Raw genomic sequence first — 18,371 nt, 5'->3', positions numbered from 1 at the left:
TTCAATCTTCAGCCAAGTGAATTGTGTCACGAGCAGGCAGCGTCAATCTTCATAAGGCAGCACTTCTATAGAAAAAGTGGATGCAGTGCCCGCTTGACCATTTCCCGCAAGCGAAAAATATGCGTTGGCAACTTGGCCAGACCTTTCAGTTTATGACTTCTGTAATCGGCGCGACTTGCAATAAAGGTGTCGAACCTCAACGCTCCGAAATCGACAAGCGAATGCCGCATTGTCAGAACGGGGATTCCATGGTCCCAGCTTCGCTCCAGGGCCATGTCGAAGGGGAGCGATTGCACTTTCAGACGTTGAACCAGATGACGCGCGGCTTCGGCAGTGAGAAGATAGCATGCGGCAGACCCCTGGGGGCCCAGGCGCGCAAAGCCTACGGCGTCACCTTTTGCCGTAGTGAACAGCGGACGGAAGCCCTGCGTGCGGTGATTGACTAGCTTGACCACACACTCTTTCGGCACAGTCATCGCCACAGACTTTGCACGCTCCAGCAGGTCATGGCTCAGCGATATATCGTCCTCGATCACAAGTGCTGCGGGTTTTCCGCTCTCAATCAGCCTCTCGAAAGCCTTCAAATGACTCTTGTAGCAACCATACTCGCCCGGCATGAGGGGCCGACCATTGCGGCGCAGAAAAAGCGGCTTGTCGACTGCCACCCAGTCAGCCTCGGGGATAGCTTTGCCATCGACACCGGCAACACGTTCCAGCTCGATACCAAGGTCTGCGGCCTGCTTCTCAAGCAATTCCCGTCGCGCCGCCGCACGATCAATATTGATGAGATAGACGGGCAAATCATCCAGCACTACCATTGGCTTTGACATTCCGCCTCTTTATGAACAGGCATCGACAACGAGAACGCCTGCCTCGATGGACGCCAAAACGACCAATCCTCTCGCCGCCCACTTGCTGGGCTGGTACGACCGACATCACCGCGACCTGCCGTGGCGGGTGGGACCTGCCATGCAACAGGCCGGACAGCGCGCCAATCCCTACCACGTCTGGCTTTCAGAGGTGATGCTTCAACAGACAACGGTGCAAGCGGTCAAGCCCTATTTCCAGAAATTCCTGGTGACATGGCCAACAGTCGTGGATCTTGCAGCGGCACCTGTCGAGGATGTCATGGCAGCCTGGGCGGGCCTGGGCTATTACGCCCGCGCTCGAAATTTGAAGAGATGCGCCGAAGCGGTGGCCAATGACCATGGCGGCCTTTTCCCCGACACAGAAGAGGGACTGCGAACACTTCCCGGTATCGGTGACTACACCGCCGCAGCCATTGCCGCTATCGCATTCGACCGCCCCGCCGCGGTCATGGACGGCAATGTGGAGCGGGTGATTTCGCGCCTTTATGCCATCTCGTCACCGCTTCCGGCCTCAAAGCCCATCATGAAAGGCAAGGTCCGCGAGCTGACACCGATCGAACGCCCCGGCGACTTCGCTCAAGCCATGATGGATCTTGGAGCCACTATATGCACCCCAAAACGCCCGGCCTGCGCACTCTGTCCCTTTAATGGCCACTGTCTTGCGCTAAGGGAGTTCGACCCTGAAAACTTTCCGCTAAAAGCCCCAAAGAAGCAAAAGCCACTACGACAGGGAGCGGCCTTCGTTGCCGTTTCGCCCGAAGGCGAAATTTTTCTGCGTCGCCGCCCCGCCTCCGGGCTTTTGGGGGGAATGACCGAGGTGCCAAACACGGCATGGACCGCACGCCAGGACGGAGGCACGACAGCTGACCACGCGCCGTTTTCCGCAGATTGGCAAAGCTGCGGAACTGTCATTCATGTCTTCACGCATTTCGAACTGCGCCTGACGGTTTTTCGCGCCGTAACCGCCCGCAGTTCCGATGCTTCCGGTTGGTGGGAACCGGTCGATCATCTCGAGGCGCAGGCACTCCCCACGGTGATGAAAAAGGCCATTTCGGTGGCAATCCCGACAGCCTTCAACGGCGCAGACATGAATTCCCCTGCAATGAAAAGGAAGAGCCGATGACTATGAACATTCAGCACATCGTCTTCGATATCGGCAAAGTGCTGATCCACTACGATCCGAACATTCCCTTCAGTCGCATCATTCCTGATGAAGCAGAACGACGCTGGTTCTTCCTCAATGTCTGCACCCATGAATGGAACCTTGAGCAGGATAGAGGCCGGGAATGGGCGGTCGCAGAAGCGGAACTCATCGGCAAATATCCGGAACGCGCCCACCAGATCCGTGCGTTCCGGCAGCACTGGCACGAGATGGTGCCGCACGCCTATGACGAAAGTGTTTCGATCATGGAGAGCCTGATCGAACAGGGTCATGATGTAACCATGTTGACCAATTTCGCCGCCGACACGTTCCGGCAGGCGCGTATGCTCTTTCCTTTCTTGAACAAACCGCGTGGCGTGACTGTTTCAGGTGAGGTTTTCCTCATCAAACCGGATAAGGCGATTTATGACCTCCACGCCAGGAACTTCAATCTGGCCCCGGAAAAGACCCTGTTCATCGACGATTCTGCCGCCAATGTGGACGGTGCGCGTGAGGCTGGCTGGTCCGCCGTGCAATTCACAGATGCAGCAAGGCTGAGGGCAGATCTGGCGCGTTACGGATTCGAGGTTTGAACACGCAATGAGTGTTTTTCTGGATGGCTATCTCGATGTTCCCGATAATCGGTTGGAAGCGGTTCTGGCTGCCTTGCCACAGCACATCGCGCTGAACCGGGCTGCGTAGAATTTGATGTGACGCAGTGCCCAGACGTGCCCGGTCGGCTGATTGTTGCGGAACAATTCGAAACTCAAGCTGCCTTCGAGGCGCATCAAACCAGAACCAAGGCCTCTGACTGGTTCGAGATCACGGCAGGCATTCCGCGCCATTACACTCTTCGAACCGAGGATTGAGGGTTCGCCAAAAAGAAAGCGCCCGGACCGCAGGGAAGGTCCGGGCACCTTATGATTGTTCGGCACTGGAGGGTCAAACCGAACATGGTTTGAATTTCTCTGCAGCTCGCGAATTCCACGAACTGCTGCGCCTTGAGACAGTGGCGGTGGATCGTCCCTCGTCAATGGCGCGAGGGCATCTGGGGCCTTGAATATGGCAGAATTATTGAACGTCCGGTTTGCCGGTCACTTCCCTAGCCCACTCCCGGATTTGTGATCCTTCAATCCAGCTTCGCCATTCCGCTTCGAATAATGCTGCGCAAAGCATCGATGGGCTTTCGTACGCCTTCATCCTCATAGTGCCAGAATGTCCAGCCATTGCAGGTATCGAAGCCTTGGACTTTGGCCCCCAGTCGATGGATGGAGCCTGCCTCGCCACCGGATACAAGTGTGCCATCAGCTCGGACAATGGCGCTGACCCGCCCCTTCACATCTGTCAGAACCTGACCGGGCTTGATAAGGCCGCTTTCTACAAGGGTATTGAAGGCAACGCGCGGTTCAGCCTTCTTGCCGGTCATGACAGTCAGTTCCACCTTGCCCAGCGGCTCAACCTCTGCAATCCGCGCAGAAGCCGCATCAATGTAATCCTGCTCTCGCTCAATACCGACGAAGTTTCTGCCGAGGCGCTTGGCAACTGCACCCGTCGTGCCTGAACCGAAGAAGGGGTCGAGAATAATATCGCCCGGCTTGGTGGAGGCGAGGATAACACGAGCCAGCAAGGCTTCGGGCTTCTGGGTTGGGTGTACTTTCTTGCCGTCTTCACCCTTCAGTCGCTCGCCACCGCTGCAAATCGGGAAGAGCCAGTCTGAGCGCATTTGCACATCGTCATTGGATGCCTTCAGAGCATCGTAATTGAACGTATAGGCCTTTGCCTTCGGGTCACGGCTGGCCCAGATCATGGTTTCATGAGCGTTCTGGAAACGGCGTCCCTTGAAGTTCGGCATCGGGTTCGTCTTGCGCCAGACGATATCGTTCAGCAGCCAGAAATTGAGATCCTGCAGCATCGCGCCGACACGGAAAATATTGTGATAGGAGCCGATGACCCAGATCGTGCCATTCGGCTTGAGGACGCGACGGCAAGCAAGGAGCCAGGCACGCGTGAAGGCGTCATAGGCCTGAAAACTCTCGAACTGATCCCATTCGTCATCAACCGCATCCACCAGTGACTGATCTGGGCGATGAAGCATACCGCCGAGCTGGAGGTTGTAGGGCGGATCCGCAAAAATGACATCGACGGATTGGTCCGGCAAAGCCTCGAGTGCGGCGACGCAATCGCCCTTGATGATGCTGTTAATCCAGGAATCGGGGCGGACCTGTTGTTTGAGGTCCACAAGCGGAAGAACGGATGCCATCTGATACTCGCTGAACGCTTACTCGACACATTAATTGACTGTTATGGTTACTCAGTTTGGTTACCAAAAGCTGAATACGGCTGGATAAATCCGAGAATTGCGTCTGGAGCGCGTACGAGAATGGTAAATGCGATAGCTGAGATTCACTCGATCCGTAGCAACGCATCCTGAAAATCGTGATGGGCGACACTGTCACAGAGGCCAGCCCACTCACATCCCTGGCAGGCGTTTCGCACCTGTTTCATGGCGAAGGCCGTACGAAGACGGCGAAGGAGATCGGCGTTCAATCGGATAAAATCGCCCAACCGATGCGGCACTCCAAGAAGACACGCTATGTCTAAAAGAGCCTGCGTATCGCGTGAAGCGACACTGTCGGAATGACAGTGAGGAATGGCGATGTCTGCAAGAAGCGGTGCGCAGATATCATCCGGCCCATCCACAAGAAGGATATCTTCGCCTTGTCCCAAACGGCGGATGATCACCACATAGTTCTGCGTGAAGGACGGCGTATAGCCTTTGCCGACAAAGGTCAGCATGCACAAAAGATGATGGGGACGCAGGCGTATAGTCACGACGTGGCCTCAGATTGTTTGACGCTGCAACCCTAAAGTAACCTGCCCAAAACCCTGCGACGCTTTTGCAAAGAGCCTATGCGAGCAAGCAAAGACATTGAGTGGTTTGTGATGCGGCGCGTGGCGATGACGGCAATTGCCGCATACACGGCCGAGATCGCAACAGAAATATACCCACTCCTCCGCACTTCACAGAAAAGGCAGGCCGGCCCTTCGGGAAGCAGCCATGCAAGGCTGCGCAATTGTTAATTCGACATGCCTCGTGTAGGTGTGCGCAAAACGAATTTGGATAAGAGCTGGATAATTATGAGCGGGTTCGACCTCATCATCTTTGACTGCGACGGCGTTCTGGTCGATTCGGAAATCATCGCAGCACAGGTGGAATCGAAACTGTTGACAGACGCTGGCTACCCCATTTCCGTCGAGGAAATGGGAGAGCGCTTTGCAGGAATGACCTGGAAAAATATCCTTCTGACCATCGAAAAGGAAGCGGATATTCCCCTCTCCGCCTCGCTTCTGGATAAGTCCGAGAAGATCCTGGATGCCCGTCTGGCACGCGATGTGAAGGTTATTGAAGGTGTCAAGCTGGCCCTCTCGCGCATCACGACGCAAGCCTGCATCTGCTCAAATTCAAGCAGTCAGCGCCTTGATGCGATGCTGACGAAGGTGGGCCTCAAACCCTATTTCGCGCCTAATATCTTTTCGGCGAAGGATCTGGGGCCGGATAAGGTGAAGCCGCGGCCAGATATCTTCCAGCACGCCTTGAAGTCCTTCAACGTCGCGCCGTCACGGGCCGTGGTTGTGGAGGATTCGGTGCACGGTATTCATGGCGCCGTCGCAGCCGGTTGCCGCGTTATTGGTTTCACCGGTGCCTCTCACACCTATCCAAGCCATGCCGACCGCTTGACGGATGCGGGCGCAGAAACGGTCATATCCCGCATGAGCGACCTGCCAGCGACAATTGCCGCGCTCGGCGAGTGGGCGGGCGCCATCTGATGACAGCAAAAACCCGGCAACTCGCTTGAGCTGCCGGGTTTCCATATCCTTCAGACGGGTCTTCCTCAGCCCTTGCGGCGGCCGCTCTTCTTCACGCTTGCATCTTCGAAGCCAATGCGAACACGGGTGAAGCGGGAAACACCGCCCATCTGGTTCGGGATGGACACATCGGCCTTGTCGAACAGGAACTGCGTAACGCCTTCCGGCGGCACATCGACAGTGGTGTTGGTTGTCTGGGAGTAGATGACCTTGTCATCATCCAACACCTGAACGTTGATCGGCACGGTAATGCGTCCCGGCTTTCCGGCAGGGCCGAGCACAACGCGGCCTTGCGCCTGCACGTGGATTGTCAGCGTCGTGTCATTGGCAGTGCAGGCACGCGTAGCCTCACTGAGCGAAGCGCGATAAAGAAGCTTGTTCTGATCATCCTTGGCATTGCCTGCATAGGCATTGCGGATAGCCGTTTGCTCCAGCATCACAACCTGCGGGCAATAGGCCTGCACCACAGGCGTTACAGGCTGCGCCGTTTGTGAAGCGGATTCGCCGAGCGAGAGCCCGCCGGTTGGCGTGGCCGAATTACACCCGGCGAGGATTGCGAGAAGCGCGAGCGGGAGGAACTTGAGCGATTGCTTGCCAGACACGTGACTGCGACCCTTTTCTTCTGAACGTCCCCGAATACTCGTTTGAATACTCATTCCGGGCTTTCACGGTAAATTTCGATGGTCTATACCAGCGACAAAAGGAAAAATCGATTGGCATTGCAGCTGATTTTTGTTCGCCCGGTGCGGAAAAACAGGCGTTTTGCCGATAGGTTCAGACACGATGACGTTAAAGAAGCGGCACTGCCGCTCCTTCATGCTGGGAAGAGAAATCTTGGACTATATTTCTACACGCGGCGATGCACCCGCCCTCAAGTTTCGTGATGCGCTTCTGGCTGGCCTTGCAAGAGATGGCGGCCTGTATCTTCCCCGGGAATGGCCACAGATTTCCAAGAAGGAAATTCGCGCATTGCGTGGCAAGAGCTATCAGGAGATTGCCTTCGCCGTTCTTTCGCATTTCGTGGTGGATGAAATTCCCTCGGATGCATTGAAGTCGATGATCGACGAGGCCTACGCAACATTCCGTCATCCTGCAGTAGCCCCCCTGGTGCAGATCGGCCCGAATGATTTCGTCCTCGAACTGTTCCACGGCACCACATTGGCCTTCAAGGATGTGGCAATGCAGCTTCTGGCACGTCTGATGGATTACGTGCTGGCTGAGCGCGGCGAACGCGCGACGATTGTTGGGGCAACATCCGGCGACACGGGTGGCGCTGCCATCGATGCCTTTGGCGGCAGGGAGAGAACCGATGTCTTCATTCTCTTCCCGCATGGCAAGGTCTCACCTGTCCAGCAAAGGCAGATGACAACCACCGGCTACGCCAATGTTCATGCGCTGGCGGTCAAAGGCAATTTCGACGATTGCCAGGATCTGGTCAAAGCCATGTTCAACGATGTGGCCTTCCGCGACAGCGTGAAACTCTCCGGAGTCAATTCGATCAACTGGGCCCGAATCATGGCTCAGGTGGTTTACTACTTCACGGCCGCAATCTCGCTGGGCAGCCCGGACCGCAAGGTTTCCTTCACGGTACCGACAGGCAATTTCGGCGATATTTTCGCTGGCTACGTGGCAAAGCGCATGGGGCTTCCGATCGACCGCCTCGTCATTGCTACGAATGACAACGACATTCTGGCGCGCACGCTGAAGACCGGACGGTACGAGATGAGGCCAGCGATCGCCACAACCTCGCCATCCATGGATATCCAGATCTCCTCCAATTTCGAGCGACTGCTGTTTGAAGCCTATGGCCGCGATCCCTCGCAGGTACGTGCAGCCATGGCCGGGCTGCGCCAGTCCGGCGCGTTTGAAATTCAGGCCGAGGCGCTGAAATCAATCCGCAGGGAGTTCCGGGCGGGCCGCACCACTCAAAAACAAGTGGCAGAAACAATTCGCGAGATCCTTGCCACCACCGGATATCTGCTTGATCCCCATACTGCGACCGGGATCTTCGTGGCGCAGAAGAACAGCAAGCCCAACAGCCCTATGGTAACCCTTGCAACCGCTCACCCGGCCAAGTTTCCGGCAGCTGTAGAATCCGCTTGCGGAATTTTTCCCGGCCTTCCATCATGGCTCGGCGATCTTATGAGTAGGGAGGAGCGCTTCGACCTGCTGGAGCCGGAGCTGAAGGCTGTAGAGAATTTCATCAGTCAACATGCGCGAGCGAAGGCCTGAAACAGTGGGCGAAGTGCCGGAAAGACCGACGATGAATGTTGAAATCACCCGGCTCGCATCCGGGTTGACTGTTGTAACGCAGAATATGCCACATCTGGAAAGCGTGGCATTGGGCGTCTGGATCAAATCAGGGTCACGTAACGAAACCCTGGATGAACATGGCATAGCGCACCTTCTGGAGCATATGGCCTTCAAAGGCACCGCACGCCGCAGTGCGCGGGATATTGCCGAGGAAATCGAGAATGTGGGCGGTGAGTTGAATGCCGCCACCTCCACCGAGACGACCTCCTATTACGCCCGCGTCCTGAAAGATCATGTGCCGCTGGCGATTGATATTCTCGCTGATATCCTGACGGAATCCGTCTTCGATGAAGAGGAACTCGAAAGGGAAAAGCACGTCATTCTGCAGGAAATCGGCGCGGCCAACGACACGCCGGACGATGTGGTTTTCGACCGCTTCTCGGAAGTAGCCTATCGCGGCCAGACAATTGGTCGCCCGATCCTCGGCACGCCTGATACGGTTCGCTCCTTCACCCCCGATCAGATCCGCGGCTATCTCTCGCGAAACTATACCACGGATCGGATGTTCATCGTTGCCGCCGGCGCTGTCGATCACGATGCGCTGGTTCGTCAGGTAGAAGAGCGCTTCGCGCTTCTGCCTCTCAGCCCCTCCTCACCGCCTGTTTTCGATCCCGCCCACTATTACGGCGGCGAAGTTCGCGAGATGCGGGACCTGATGGACACCCAGTTGCTGCTCGGTTTCGAGGGCAAGGCGTACCATATGCGCGACTTCTACTGTTCGCAGATTCTGGCGAACATCCTTGGCGGCGGCATGTCATCCCGCCTGTTCCAGGAAGTCCGTGAACATCGTGGCCTCTGCTACTCCGTCTACGCCTTCCATTGGGGCTTTTCGGATACGGGCGTCTTCGGCGTCCATGCCGCAACAGGTGGCGAGGATCTGCCGGAACTCGTGCCTGTCATCCTGCAGGAGCTTCGCAAGTCTTCCGAATTCATTGATCAGCAGGAAATTGACCGCGCCCGCGCTCAGATCCGTGCGCAATTGCTGATGGGGCAGGAAAGCCCGGCAGCGCGCGCTGGTCAGATCGCCCGCCAGATGATTCTTTACGGTCGGATGATTCCAAACCAGGAGATGATGGAGCGGCTGGAAGGGATTACGACCTCACGATTGACGGATCTTGCAGGTCGACTGTTTTTCGATACAGTTCCCACATTGTCTGCAATCGGACCGGTCGAAAAGCTGGCACCACTGACAGACATCACTGCGGCGCTGTCGTCGCAGCCGTTCAAGTCTCAGATCGCAACGGGTTGAGTCGAGGTGGCGTCGGCGCGCAAATCGGCTTTGACCGGAACTGCGTGGCGACGCCAAGATGGGGTGAAAAGGTCGGTGTTTCGGTTCTTGTCGCGCCTGCCGGAGTCGCCCGAGCTTTACGGTGATCACCACCTGCTTAGGCTACCCCGCTATCAGGACTATAAGGCGTGGTACGCATTGCGCTCGCAGAGTCGGCAATTCCTCCAGCCGTGGGAGCCGACCTGGAGGCATGATGAGCTGACGGAAGCCTCCTTCCGGGCGCGCGTCGTGCGTAATTCACAGGAATTCTCTTCCGGTCTTGCCGTTCCACTCTTCCTTTTCCGACGGAACGATATGGCGTTGCTAGGCGGCATTACGGTTGGTCATATCCGTCGAGGGGCCGGACAAAACTGCATGATCGGCTATTGGATGGGCGAAAACCATGCCGGCCAAGGCCATATGTTTGCCGCACTCAAACTGGTAGTACCCTACATCTTCTCCGGCCTTCAGTTGCACCGCATCGAGGCAGCCTGTATTCCGGAGAACTGGAAGAGCATTCGGCTTCTCGAGAAAGCCGGTTTCGAGCGGGAAGGTCTGTTGCGGAAATATCTGAAAATCAACGGCGAATGGCGAGATCACATCCTTTATTCGCTGCTTGAGGGCGATGACGTTGCTGCATGGGCGCATACCGCCCGATGAGAAGAATTGCCCACATTGCAACTCTGCCCATGCGCGTGCTGTCCCTTGTCCTGTCGCTTCTCATTGCTCTTGCCCCGGTCTCACAGGCTTTTGCCCTTGAACCGGTCAAGATATCACGCGACGATCGCGCGCTCGATCTCACCGCTACGACCGACATTTATGCCAATCAGGGAGAAGCCTTCCAGGTTTCCACAGCACCCGGTTCAGACGGCATTCGTCGGCGCATCGAAGTTCGCGCAAGCTCACCCTCTCATCAGGGAGATTGGGCCGTCTTTGCACTCGCCAATGTTTCGGAAGAGCAGTTGGAGCGGGTGATTGTTGCGCCCCATTTCCGCCTTGTCGATTCCCAGGTCATCTGGCCCGATCTTGGCTCACAGCGTATCGACGCGATCACTCCATCGGAAGGTTTCGCGTTGGATCGCGTACCTAGCCCTGACGCTGACGTGTTTCGCATCACGCTGAACCCCGGCTCGGTTGTGACCTTTGTGGCAGAGCTGACGACGCCCAACCTGCCGCAGCTTTATCTCTGGGAACCGGACGCCTACAAGGACACAGTGAACTCCTTCACACTGTATCGCGGCATCGTTCTTGGCATTGCAGGTCTTCTGGCCGTGTTCCTGACCATCCTTTTCGTGGTCAAGGGAACATCCATGCTACCTGCCGCAGCGGCACTGGCCTGGGCGGTCCTTGCCTATATCTGCGTGGACTTCGGCTTCCTCGAAAAGCTGATCAGCCTTACCTCTAGCGACGAACGCATATGGCGAGCCTGCGCCGAAGTGGCCCTCGCCTCTTCGCTCGTCATATTCCTTTTCACCTATCTCAACCTCAATCGCTGGCATGTGCATCTGGGTCATGCAACCTTTGCCTGGGTGATCGGGCTTGTTCTTCTCTATGGCGTCGCAATTTATGATCCCGCGATCGCATCAGGTATTGCCCGGATCTCGCTTGCGTTGACCGCCACAGCCGGAATCGTGCTGATCGTCTATCTGGGGCTTAACCGCTACGATCGCGCAATCCTGCTAGTTCCGACCTGGGCCTTGACGCTGGTCTGGCTTTTCGGCGGCTGGCTGACTGTCACCGGCCAGCTGGATAACGACATCATCCAGCCCGCGCTCGGCGGCGGCCTCGTTCTCATCGTCCTTCTCATCGGCTTCACGGTCATGCAGCACGCTTTCGCTGGCGGAGCCTATCAGCAAGGTCTCTTCTCGGACCTGGAGCGGCAATCGCTCGCCCTCATGGGCAGTGGCGACACCGTTTGGGATTGGGACGTAGCGCGCGACAAATTGGTGACCACGCCGGATGTATCGTTGCAACTTGGCCTGCCTGCGGGTGCCATGCATGGGCCGGTGCGCAACTGGATTCCCCGGCTGCACCCCGATGATCGCGACCGATTCAAAGCAACCCTCGATGTCCTGCTGGAGCAGAGGAAAGGGCGCCTTTCTCACGAATTCCGTGTCCGTGCCGAAGACGGGCATTTTCACTGGCTTCAAATCAGGGCGCGCCCGGTGCTCGGCTCCAACGGCGAAATTATTCGTTGCGTTGGCACCATCGCCGATGTGACGGAACCCAAGAACTCGGTCGAGCGCCTTCTCTCCGACGCTCTGCACGACAACCTGACGGGACTGCCGAACCGGCAGCTTTTCCTTGATAGGCTGCAATCGGTGCTTTCCATTGCATCAGCCAGCGATGGTGTGCGCCCCACGGTGATGGCAATCGATATCGACCGCTACAAGCAGGTAAACGATACACTTGGCATCGCTGCCGGCGACAATATCCTGATTGCCCTGACGCGCCGTCTTCGCCGCCTGCTCAAGCCACAGGATACGCTGGCTCGCATTTCTGGCGATCAGTTTGGCATTATCCTCGTATCAGAACGCGATCCGATCAAGGTTGCGGAATTTGCCGATGCGGTGAGCCGCGCAATTCTGGTACCGATCAATTTTGCCAGCCGCGAGGTGATCCTGACAGCGTCGATCGGCCTTTGCTCCTGGGTCGATCAGCAGGAGAATGCATCCGGCATGCTGGGCGATGCAGAGCTTGCGATGTATCGCGCCAAGCGCACCGGCGGCAACAAAGTCGAGCCATTCCGCCCGGCATTTCGGACTAACGTCGCGCCAGACAAACTGCAGATCGAAACCGATCTGCGCCGCGCGATTGACCGCCGCGAGCTCTCTCTTGCCTACCAGCCCATCATCAATCTCGCCAACGGGGAAATCGCGGGTTTCGAAGCCTTGATGCGGTGGGAGCACCCTAAACGGGGTATGATTCCACCCGGTGAATTTATACCCATCGCCGAAATGTGCGATCTGATCGAGCCACTCGGTCTCTTCGCACTGGAGAGCGCCACGTCCGATCTCATGACATGGGAGAAGCAGACGGGCGAGCTTCCGATTTTCATCTCGGTCAACCTGTCGAGCGCGCAACTACTGAACTCCGACCTGTTCAACGAGATCCGCTCGCTCCTTGCCCGCACCCATTGCCATCCACATCGGTTGAAGCTGGAACTCACCGAAACGATGATGATGGAGAACCCGGAGCAAGCGCGTCTGGTTCTCGCCAAGCTGAGAGATCTTGGTGTAAGCCTTGCCCTGGATGATTTCGGCACGGGCTATTCCTCGCTCGGCTATCTCACCCAGTTCCCATTCGACACCATGAAGATCGACAAATCGCTTGTGCTTGATCGATCCGAGAAGGGCATAGTCTTGCTACGCTCAGTGGTGAACATGGCGCTGTCAATGAACATGGCTGTGGTTGCCGAGGGTATTGGCACGGATGAGGATGCTGCAGAACTTGCACGCCTTGGCTGCACCTATGGTCAAAGCTTCCTCTTTGGCGCACCTATGCCACCGGATGCGGTACAGCGGCTGCTCAAGGAGCGCTTCCCTCTAACGCGCCGGGCGTGAATGGTTCCGCGCACTCAACTACAGCTAGTCTAACTTCACCTTGGTCAAAAGAAATACATTGCGGAGCGAATATCCTTTCGTGTCACACAGTATTTCGTTCACAATTCCGCCACGTTTGGGCATGAGCACAACAGCGTGTACAGCAAAGTTGCGCCAGCGGTTTTGCGTTCTTCGAATGTGGTCACATTCTACGATCTACGTCGTCGAAAAGCCTTGCCAATACTTCGGTATTGCCGCTCGCTTTTTCGCGTTGTGTATCATCGGGATGGCCACAACACTGCAACCAGATGATCCACCCCTCACCCAAGTTTCTTCTCCCGCCCGCCGAAAAATCTCTCCCAAAGAGGCACGCCCATGGCCGAAACGCATGTCTCCGCCGCTGTCTGCGACGATGAATTGCCCAATGCTTCCATCATGGAAAGCGATCCGACAACAGGTGCTCTGCGAATTAAGAACAAGTTGATCCGGGACGCGGTGACCGGCCAGCAACTGAAACGGCGTGACGCAGTGAATATCGAGAACATGCGCCCGGCGCTGGTCGACTTCATGAGACAGTTCCATCCGGATATTCCTCAACAGGGCTATCTGAGCCGCAAGCTGATCGAGAAATATCGCAGCCGCTTCATCTCGGAACTTCTTCGGGAAGAACGGGGCGAACTCTCGGTGCTGGAAAACGAAGTTATCGAAAGCCTGGAATCACACGATACCCTGGCGGAGAACATCGAAGACGATTACGAGGAAAAGCGCTCTCTGGGTGATCGCGTCGCAGATGCAGTCGCCACCTTCGGAGGAAGCTGGACCTTCATCATCTCATTCTGTGCATTTCTGGCGGTCTGGATGGGAATCAACCTCATTCTCGGTGCGCAGGAGGCCTTCGACGCCTATCCCTTCATCCTGCTAAACTTGGTGCTTTCCACCATCGCCGCCTTGCAGGCTCCAGTCATTATGATGAGCCAGCGCCGTCAAGAACAGAAAGATCGCCTTCGTGCACTCAATGATTACAAGGTGAACCTGAAGGCGGAACTCGAAATCCGCCACTTGCATGAGAAGGTCGATCACCTGCTTAATCGTCAATGGGAGCGCCTGACGGAAATTCAGCAAATCCAGATCGAAATGATGCGGGATCAGGCCAAGAAGACAGAACGCGCCCTGAAGGCCGCACGAAAGCCGAAACCGATGGAGAAGGGTAAGCCGAAGCAGCCTGCGGCAGCTTCCACAGCAGATGAGGCCTAAGCACCGCCCGTCTCAATGCTCGCCATGCACCAAGCCGTGAATGAACTCCAGTTTTGCCACCACCGTGGGCGTGAGAAGGAAGGGGTATAGATCCGGCACGCCCATGGACCTGTGGATGCTATTCAGGGCAACACTGAAGGGCACCCAAGCATCGACAAGTTGAGCTGCATCGCGCGCACGATAGGGATCAAATGCCACTTGGGAGGCCAGATCTTCGTGGCCCCTGGGTTCAATAGTCATGCCGAAGGCCCTGGCGGTCTCCAGCGTATCAACAATGTGGAGATAGTGAGCGAAGCACTCTGCGAAGTCTTCCCACGGGTGGCTGCTGGCATAGGCACTTATAAAATTATCCTGCCAATTTGGCGGCGGACCCTGCTCGTAATTTTGGCGCAGTGCTTCGGCGTAATCCTGCCGTTCATCGCCAAAGGCAAGCCTGAACGGGCTTAAACGGTTCTGATCACGGATCAGCTTATCCCATATGTAATGACCTGTTTCGTGGCGGAAGTGTCCGAGCACTGTGCGGTAAGGTTCGTTCATCGCAACGCGCACCTGCTCGCGGGTTGCGTCGTTTGCCTCCGCAGCCCGGATGGCAATCAAGCCCGCCTCATGTCCTGTCATCGGTGCTACAACAGATCCATTCGGCTGAACTTCATCGACGAGAAAATCGAAAACGAGTCCCCCCTCAGGATCCTCATCCCGGGTTGCCAAGGGTAATTCCCATTTCAGGAATGAATAGAACAGGTGGCGCTGTGCTTGGCTGATAAGTCGCCATTGCTGGAGCCCGTCCTCGGTGGAGGCATCGGGCACCAACCGATTGTGCCGACAGGCAAGGCAGTAAATCTCGGTTCCCTCGGCAGGCACCGTCCAATTGCAAATATCGCCAGCCTCATTGGCACAGAGCCTTACCCGATGCTCCGGGCGCGCGACGGGATGCCAGACTCCGCCCTCCTCCTCCGCAAGAGCATGGATTGCAAGCCTCTCAGGGATAAAAGCAAGCCGATGGCCGCAATTCACACAGACGCGATTATCGAAATGGATGGATTGCCCGCACTGATCGCATTCGAAGAGACGCATTTTAATCCCCGGACGAGACGCTATCGATCATGAATAAAGCCTGCCCCGGATAACGCCGAAGCAGGCTCTCAGTTTCGCATTCGAAAGGATGTCAGGCGCGATCAACAATATTCTTCGCGGCATCCTTCACTTCGCCCTTGGCATACTGGCCCTTGCCCTTGGCTTCCTGTGCTGCACCTTTGGCTTCCATGGAGCGGTTATCAGTCATATCGCCGACAGCCTGCTTCGTTTTACCAGCCATTTCGTTGGCCTTGCCGGAAACTTTGTCGCTCATGCTACCCATGGTGTTTTCTCCTTGGTTGACCCCGAATTTTAGAACATTCGAGGCTTCGGTAGGATAACGTACACAGGGTAGAATGGTTCCGGCGGCGTCTCTTCACCCTGCAGCGATTACCGGCAAACCGGGGATAGCCGCAATGCTCTATCTCTTGTCCAGGCATTGGTCTGCCGTGGACGCACAGGTGGTGGGCCTGTTTCAACCAGGATCAGGCATGGCCTGCGTCCGTGGAGAGCATTTCCGGCCTCACCCCCAGAAGAGCAAGCGCCCGATCATATTTGGCATCGAGAGACCTGTCGAAGATCAGTTCTTCGCTGGCTGGGCAGTTCAACCAGGCATTTGCGCCTATTTCCGCCTCAAGCTGGCCCGCGCCCCATCCCGCATAGCCGAGCATCATGGTGGCCCGTCTCGGTCCACGCCCATCATAGATCGCACGAACAATATCCAGTGTCGCGGTCAGCGAGATGTCGTCACTGACCGGAATGCTGCTTTCGCTGGAATAATCGTCCGAGTGAAGCACGAAGCCGCGTCCGGTTTCCACCGGACCGCCACTGAGAATCGGAAAGTCGCGCGTGGCCCCCGGAAGCATGATCGCCTCCGATTGATCGACCATCTTCAGATGCAAAAGCAATTCGGTGAACGACACGGGTTGGGCGCGATTGATAATGAACCCCATAGCGCCAGCCGGAGAGTGGGCGCAGATATATACCACCGACCGTACAAAATTCCCGTCCTTGAGGTTCGGCATCGCAATAAGGAACTGCCCGTCGAGAAAGCCTCGCTCTTTCTTGTCCATGATCGCTGAGAACGCCATTTTCCCTCCAGCATGCGGTGAAACCGGCCCTTGGGCGGGTGGACCCGTTCCGAGGGCCCTTCAAATCAAGATGGGGCACGCCGCACCATCAATCAACCGAAAATGATAAGTTTGATCCTTACGTGACTGGCGGCCACCCGAAAGCTCGATTAAACCTTGCGCATGGTTTCATCTGTCATGCTCTCATCTCCGTTCCGCGCCTGTCTGCCATTGCTGTTTCCTCTGCTGCTGGCCATGGCGGGTGCTGCGCATGCTGAGATAACGCCGTGGGCACACAATGAAGGCGGGAGGATGCGTATCATCACTTTGCCGCCCGAACCGGACGGCACGATACGCGGGGCCCTTCAGATCGAGCCTGAAAATGGCTGGATCACCTATTGGCGCGAGCCAGGAGAAGCAGGCATCCCACCGCAGATTACATTTCCGCCTGAGAGCGGCGTTACGCTCGCCGCCATGCATTTTCCAGCACCTAAAGAGTTCGTCGATGGGGATGTGCGCGATCTGGGTTACGATCATCCGGTTGCGTTGCCGTTCACGGTCAAGGCGGGAGGCACGCCGCTTCCTTCCTCACTCACGACATCCGCATTCATAGGCCTGTGTCGGAATATCTGCATTCCGTTTCAAGCCGATTTCCAGCTCAACCTTCGGGCTTCCAGATTGCCCCTGGAGGAAAACCTCATACTGGATGAGGCGATGCGGCGCCTTCCCGAGCCGCCTTCGCCTGAATTTTCTGTCAGGAGCGCGCAAATCGACAGCGCCGGCGCAACACTCGATCTGCGGCTGGACCTGCCCGACCATCAGGCCGAGCCCAAAATCATTGTCGTGGCGCCAGAAGGCCACGTGTTTCTCGATCATTCGGCGCCAAGTCAGGAGGGAGACACCAAGAGGTTCGCTGTAAGCCTGGAGGGGCTTAAGGACAAAGAGAAGGCCGGCACCTCCAACTGGAGCGTCTTGGTCATTCTGGGCGAGCGGGCGATGGAAAGCTCGCTTGCTATCAAGTAGGTCGCCACTATAGTACGGGCATCTTCGAGTGCGATCGCAAAGGAATAAATATGGCCATTAATGTTGGTGAAAAACTACCCCAGGCAACATTCAAGGAAAAGACCGCCGATGGTCCTGTCGAAATCACGACGGATGAGCTTTTCAAAGGCAAGAAGGTGGTTCTGTTTGCCGTTCCGGGTGCTTTCACCCCAACGTGTTCTCTCAATCACCTGCCAGGCTACCTCGAAAACCGCGATGCCCTTCTGGAGCGCGGCGTTGATGAAATAGCCGTCGTATCTGTGAATGACTGGTTCGTCATGGGTGCCTGGGCCGAAAAGACTGGCGGCTTCGGCAAAATTCACTTCCTGTCGGATTGGGATGCAGCCTTCACCAAGTCAATCGGTCTGGAGATGGATATGTCTGGCGCCGGGCTCGGCATCCGCTCCAAGCGGTATTCCATGCTTGTGGAAGACGGCGTGGTGACGTCCCTGAATATCGAGGAGAGCCCAGGCCAGGCAACAATTTCCGGTGCTGCCGCCATGCTGGAAAAGCTCTGATCGCTTCTCTGGCCAAGCAGATCTTTGAAAGCGGCCCAATGGCCGCTTTCTTGTACCGATTGTCCTCGCCCCCAAGGACGTGTTCTAGGTTCGATCGAAATCGAAAACCATGAGCCCCGCAAGTCCCCCGTCGCAGGCAGAGACAATACGATCACCCACGGCCACATGATCTGGATGAACAAGGTAATTGTCTCTTGCAGCCGCATCCTGAAACATCACGGTGAACCCGTCGCGGAAGCCTCCACTCAAACCTTCCGGCGACATGTTGGCGCCGTGTTGAACCTCGAGAATCCCTGGGATTTTATGCTGCAATTCGTGAAGGCTGGCGAAGATCGAATTCTTCTCGTCAGCCGTCAATGACGACTTGAACCGCATGAACACGCAATGCAAAATCATGAAGATCCTCCCATAGAGC

19 protein-coding genes are annotated in these 18,371 nt (G+C 56.5%); 11 read left to right on the top strand and 8 right to left on the bottom strand.

The annotated features are described in order from the left end of the window. Window positions 1–65 precede the first annotated feature (65 nt). A complete protein-coding gene (locus tag ACFSE1_RS08985; RefSeq protein WP_377399548.1) occupies window positions 66–830 on the bottom strand; it encodes a glycosyltransferase family 25 protein in 765 nt (254 codons plus the stop codon). A 46-nt stretch (window positions 831–876) separates the two neighbouring features. Here ACFSE1_RS08985 and mutY point away from each other — a divergent pair, with 46 nt between their 5' ends. From mutY to ACFSE1_RS08970, 3 genes are all read left to right on the top strand, one after another. Continuing rightward, window positions 877–1,992 carry an A/G-specific adenine glycosylase gene (mutY, locus tag ACFSE1_RS08980; RefSeq protein WP_377399545.1) on the top strand — a complete coding sequence of 372 codons (1,116 nt, stop codon included), beginning with the start codon at window positions 877–879 and terminating at the stop codon, window positions 1,990–1,992. Further along, a complete protein-coding gene (locus ACFSE1_RS08975; RefSeq protein WP_377399543.1) occupies window positions 1,989–2,603 on the top strand; it encodes an HAD family hydrolase in 615 nt (204 codons plus the stop codon). The genes mutY and ACFSE1_RS08975 overlap by 4 nt, the downstream gene beginning before the upstream one ends. A 117-nt stretch (window positions 2,604–2,720) precedes the next feature. Further along, window positions 2,721–2,879: a hypothetical protein gene (locus tag ACFSE1_RS08970; protein ID WP_377399540.1), complete on the top strand. Its 159-nt coding sequence runs from the start codon at window positions 2,721–2,723 to the stop codon at window positions 2,877–2,879. A gap of 260 nt (window positions 2,880–3,139) precedes the next feature. On the opposite strand, the gene ACFSE1_RS08965 is transcribed toward ACFSE1_RS08970, so the two are convergent. Together ACFSE1_RS08965 and ACFSE1_RS08960 are read right to left on the bottom strand one after the other, a co-directional pair. Beyond that, window positions 3,140–4,270 carry a site-specific DNA-methyltransferase gene (locus ACFSE1_RS08965; RefSeq protein ID WP_377399537.1) on the bottom strand — a complete coding sequence of 377 codons (1,131 nt, stop codon included), beginning with the start codon at window positions 4,268–4,270 and terminating at the stop codon, window positions 3,140–3,142. A gap of 143 nt (window positions 4,271–4,413) precedes the next feature. Beyond that, the gene (locus ACFSE1_RS08960; RefSeq protein ID WP_377399534.1) at window positions 4,414–4,842 is read right to left on the bottom strand and encodes a DUF1284 domain-containing protein; all 429 of its coding nucleotides are present in this window, start codon (window positions 4,840–4,842) and stop codon (window positions 4,414–4,416) included. A gap of 306 nt (window positions 4,843–5,148) precedes the next feature. Here ACFSE1_RS08960 and ACFSE1_RS08955 point away from each other — a divergent pair, with 306 nt between their 5' ends. Beyond that, the gene (locus ACFSE1_RS08955; RefSeq protein WP_377399531.1) at window positions 5,149–5,838 is read left to right on the top strand and encodes an HAD family hydrolase; all 690 of its coding nucleotides are present in this window, start codon (window positions 5,149–5,151) and stop codon (window positions 5,836–5,838) included. 65 nt (window positions 5,839–5,903) lie between these two features. On the opposite strand, the gene ACFSE1_RS08950 is transcribed toward ACFSE1_RS08955, so the two are convergent. Next, window positions 5,904–6,533: a PilZ domain-containing protein gene (locus tag ACFSE1_RS08950; RefSeq protein WP_377399528.1), complete on the bottom strand. Its 630-nt coding sequence runs from the start codon at window positions 6,531–6,533 to the stop codon at window positions 5,904–5,906. Window positions 6,534–6,711: 178 nt separating this feature from the next. Here ACFSE1_RS08950 and thrC point away from each other — a divergent pair, with 178 nt between their 5' ends. The 5 genes from thrC (at window position 6,712) to ACFSE1_RS08925 (ending at window position 14,253) form a co-directional block, all read left to right on the top strand. Beyond that, complete coding sequence (thrC, locus tag ACFSE1_RS08945; protein WP_377399525.1) at window positions 6,712–8,109, top strand: threonine synthase; 1,398 nt, start codon at window positions 6,712–6,714, stop codon at window positions 8,107–8,109. A 31-nt stretch (window positions 8,110–8,140) separates the two neighbouring features. Next, window positions 8,141–9,439, top strand: coding sequence for a M16 family metallopeptidase (locus ACFSE1_RS08940; protein ID WP_377399522.1), 1,299 nt, complete (start codon window positions 8,141–8,143; stop codon window positions 9,437–9,439). Window positions 9,440–9,502: 63 nt separating this feature from the next. Further along, complete coding sequence (locus ACFSE1_RS08935; RefSeq protein WP_377399519.1) at window positions 9,503–10,117, top strand: GNAT family N-acetyltransferase; 615 nt, start codon at window positions 9,503–9,505, stop codon at window positions 10,115–10,117. A 29-nt stretch (window positions 10,118–10,146) separates the two neighbouring features. Beyond that, window positions 10,147–13,020: an EAL domain-containing protein gene (locus ACFSE1_RS08930; protein WP_377399799.1), complete on the top strand. Its 2,874-nt coding sequence runs from the start codon at window positions 10,147–10,149 to the stop codon at window positions 13,018–13,020. A 354-nt stretch (window positions 13,021–13,374) separates the two neighbouring features. After that, window positions 13,375–14,253 carry a DUF1003 domain-containing protein gene (locus tag ACFSE1_RS08925; RefSeq protein WP_377399516.1) on the top strand — a complete coding sequence of 293 codons (879 nt, stop codon included), beginning with the start codon at window positions 13,375–13,377 and terminating at the stop codon, window positions 14,251–14,253. A 12-nt stretch (window positions 14,254–14,265) separates the two neighbouring features. Here ACFSE1_RS08925 and ACFSE1_RS08920 read toward each other — a convergent pair whose 3' ends face one another. The 3 genes from ACFSE1_RS08920 to ACFSE1_RS08910 form a co-directional block, all read right to left on the bottom strand. Continuing rightward, on the bottom strand, window positions 14,266–15,327 hold the full coding sequence (locus ACFSE1_RS08920; protein ID WP_377399513.1) for a zinc-binding metallopeptidase family protein: 1,062 nt from the start codon (window positions 15,325–15,327) through the stop codon (window positions 14,266–14,268). Between the two features lie 91 nt (window positions 15,328–15,418). After that, complete coding sequence (locus ACFSE1_RS08915; protein WP_377399510.1) at window positions 15,419–15,610, bottom strand: CsbD family protein; 192 nt, start codon at window positions 15,608–15,610, stop codon at window positions 15,419–15,421. A 202-nt stretch (window positions 15,611–15,812) separates the two neighbouring features. Further along, on the bottom strand, window positions 15,813–16,418 hold the full coding sequence (locus tag ACFSE1_RS08910) for a YqgE/AlgH family protein (protein ID WP_377399507.1): 606 nt from the start codon (window positions 16,416–16,418) through the stop codon (window positions 15,813–15,815). Between the two features lie 234 nt (window positions 16,419–16,652). Here ACFSE1_RS08910 and ACFSE1_RS08905 point away from each other — a divergent pair, with 234 nt between their 5' ends. Both ACFSE1_RS08905 and ACFSE1_RS08900 read left to right on the top strand, forming a co-directional pair. Then, on the top strand, window positions 16,653–17,420 hold the full coding sequence (locus ACFSE1_RS08905) for a protein-disulfide reductase DsbD domain-containing protein (protein WP_377399504.1): 768 nt from the start codon (window positions 16,653–16,655) through the stop codon (window positions 17,418–17,420). A gap of 50 nt (window positions 17,421–17,470) precedes the next feature. Further along, complete coding sequence (locus ACFSE1_RS08900) at window positions 17,471–17,956, top strand: peroxiredoxin (protein WP_377399500.1); 486 nt, start codon at window positions 17,471–17,473, stop codon at window positions 17,954–17,956. An 84-nt stretch (window positions 17,957–18,040) separates the two neighbouring features. Here ACFSE1_RS08900 and ACFSE1_RS08895 read toward each other — a convergent pair whose 3' ends face one another. Continuing rightward, complete coding sequence (locus ACFSE1_RS08895; RefSeq protein WP_377399497.1) at window positions 18,041–18,352, bottom strand: Dabb family protein; 312 nt, start codon at window positions 18,350–18,352, stop codon at window positions 18,041–18,043. Window positions 18,353–18,371: the final 19 nt, after the last annotated feature.

This window comes from Affinirhizobium helianthi (genome assembly GCF_042680945.1).
Lineage (GTDB): Bacteria > Pseudomonadota > Alphaproteobacteria > Rhizobiales > Rhizobiaceae > Neorhizobium > Neorhizobium helianthi.
This window is presented reverse-complemented; position numbering and strand designations above follow the sequence as displayed.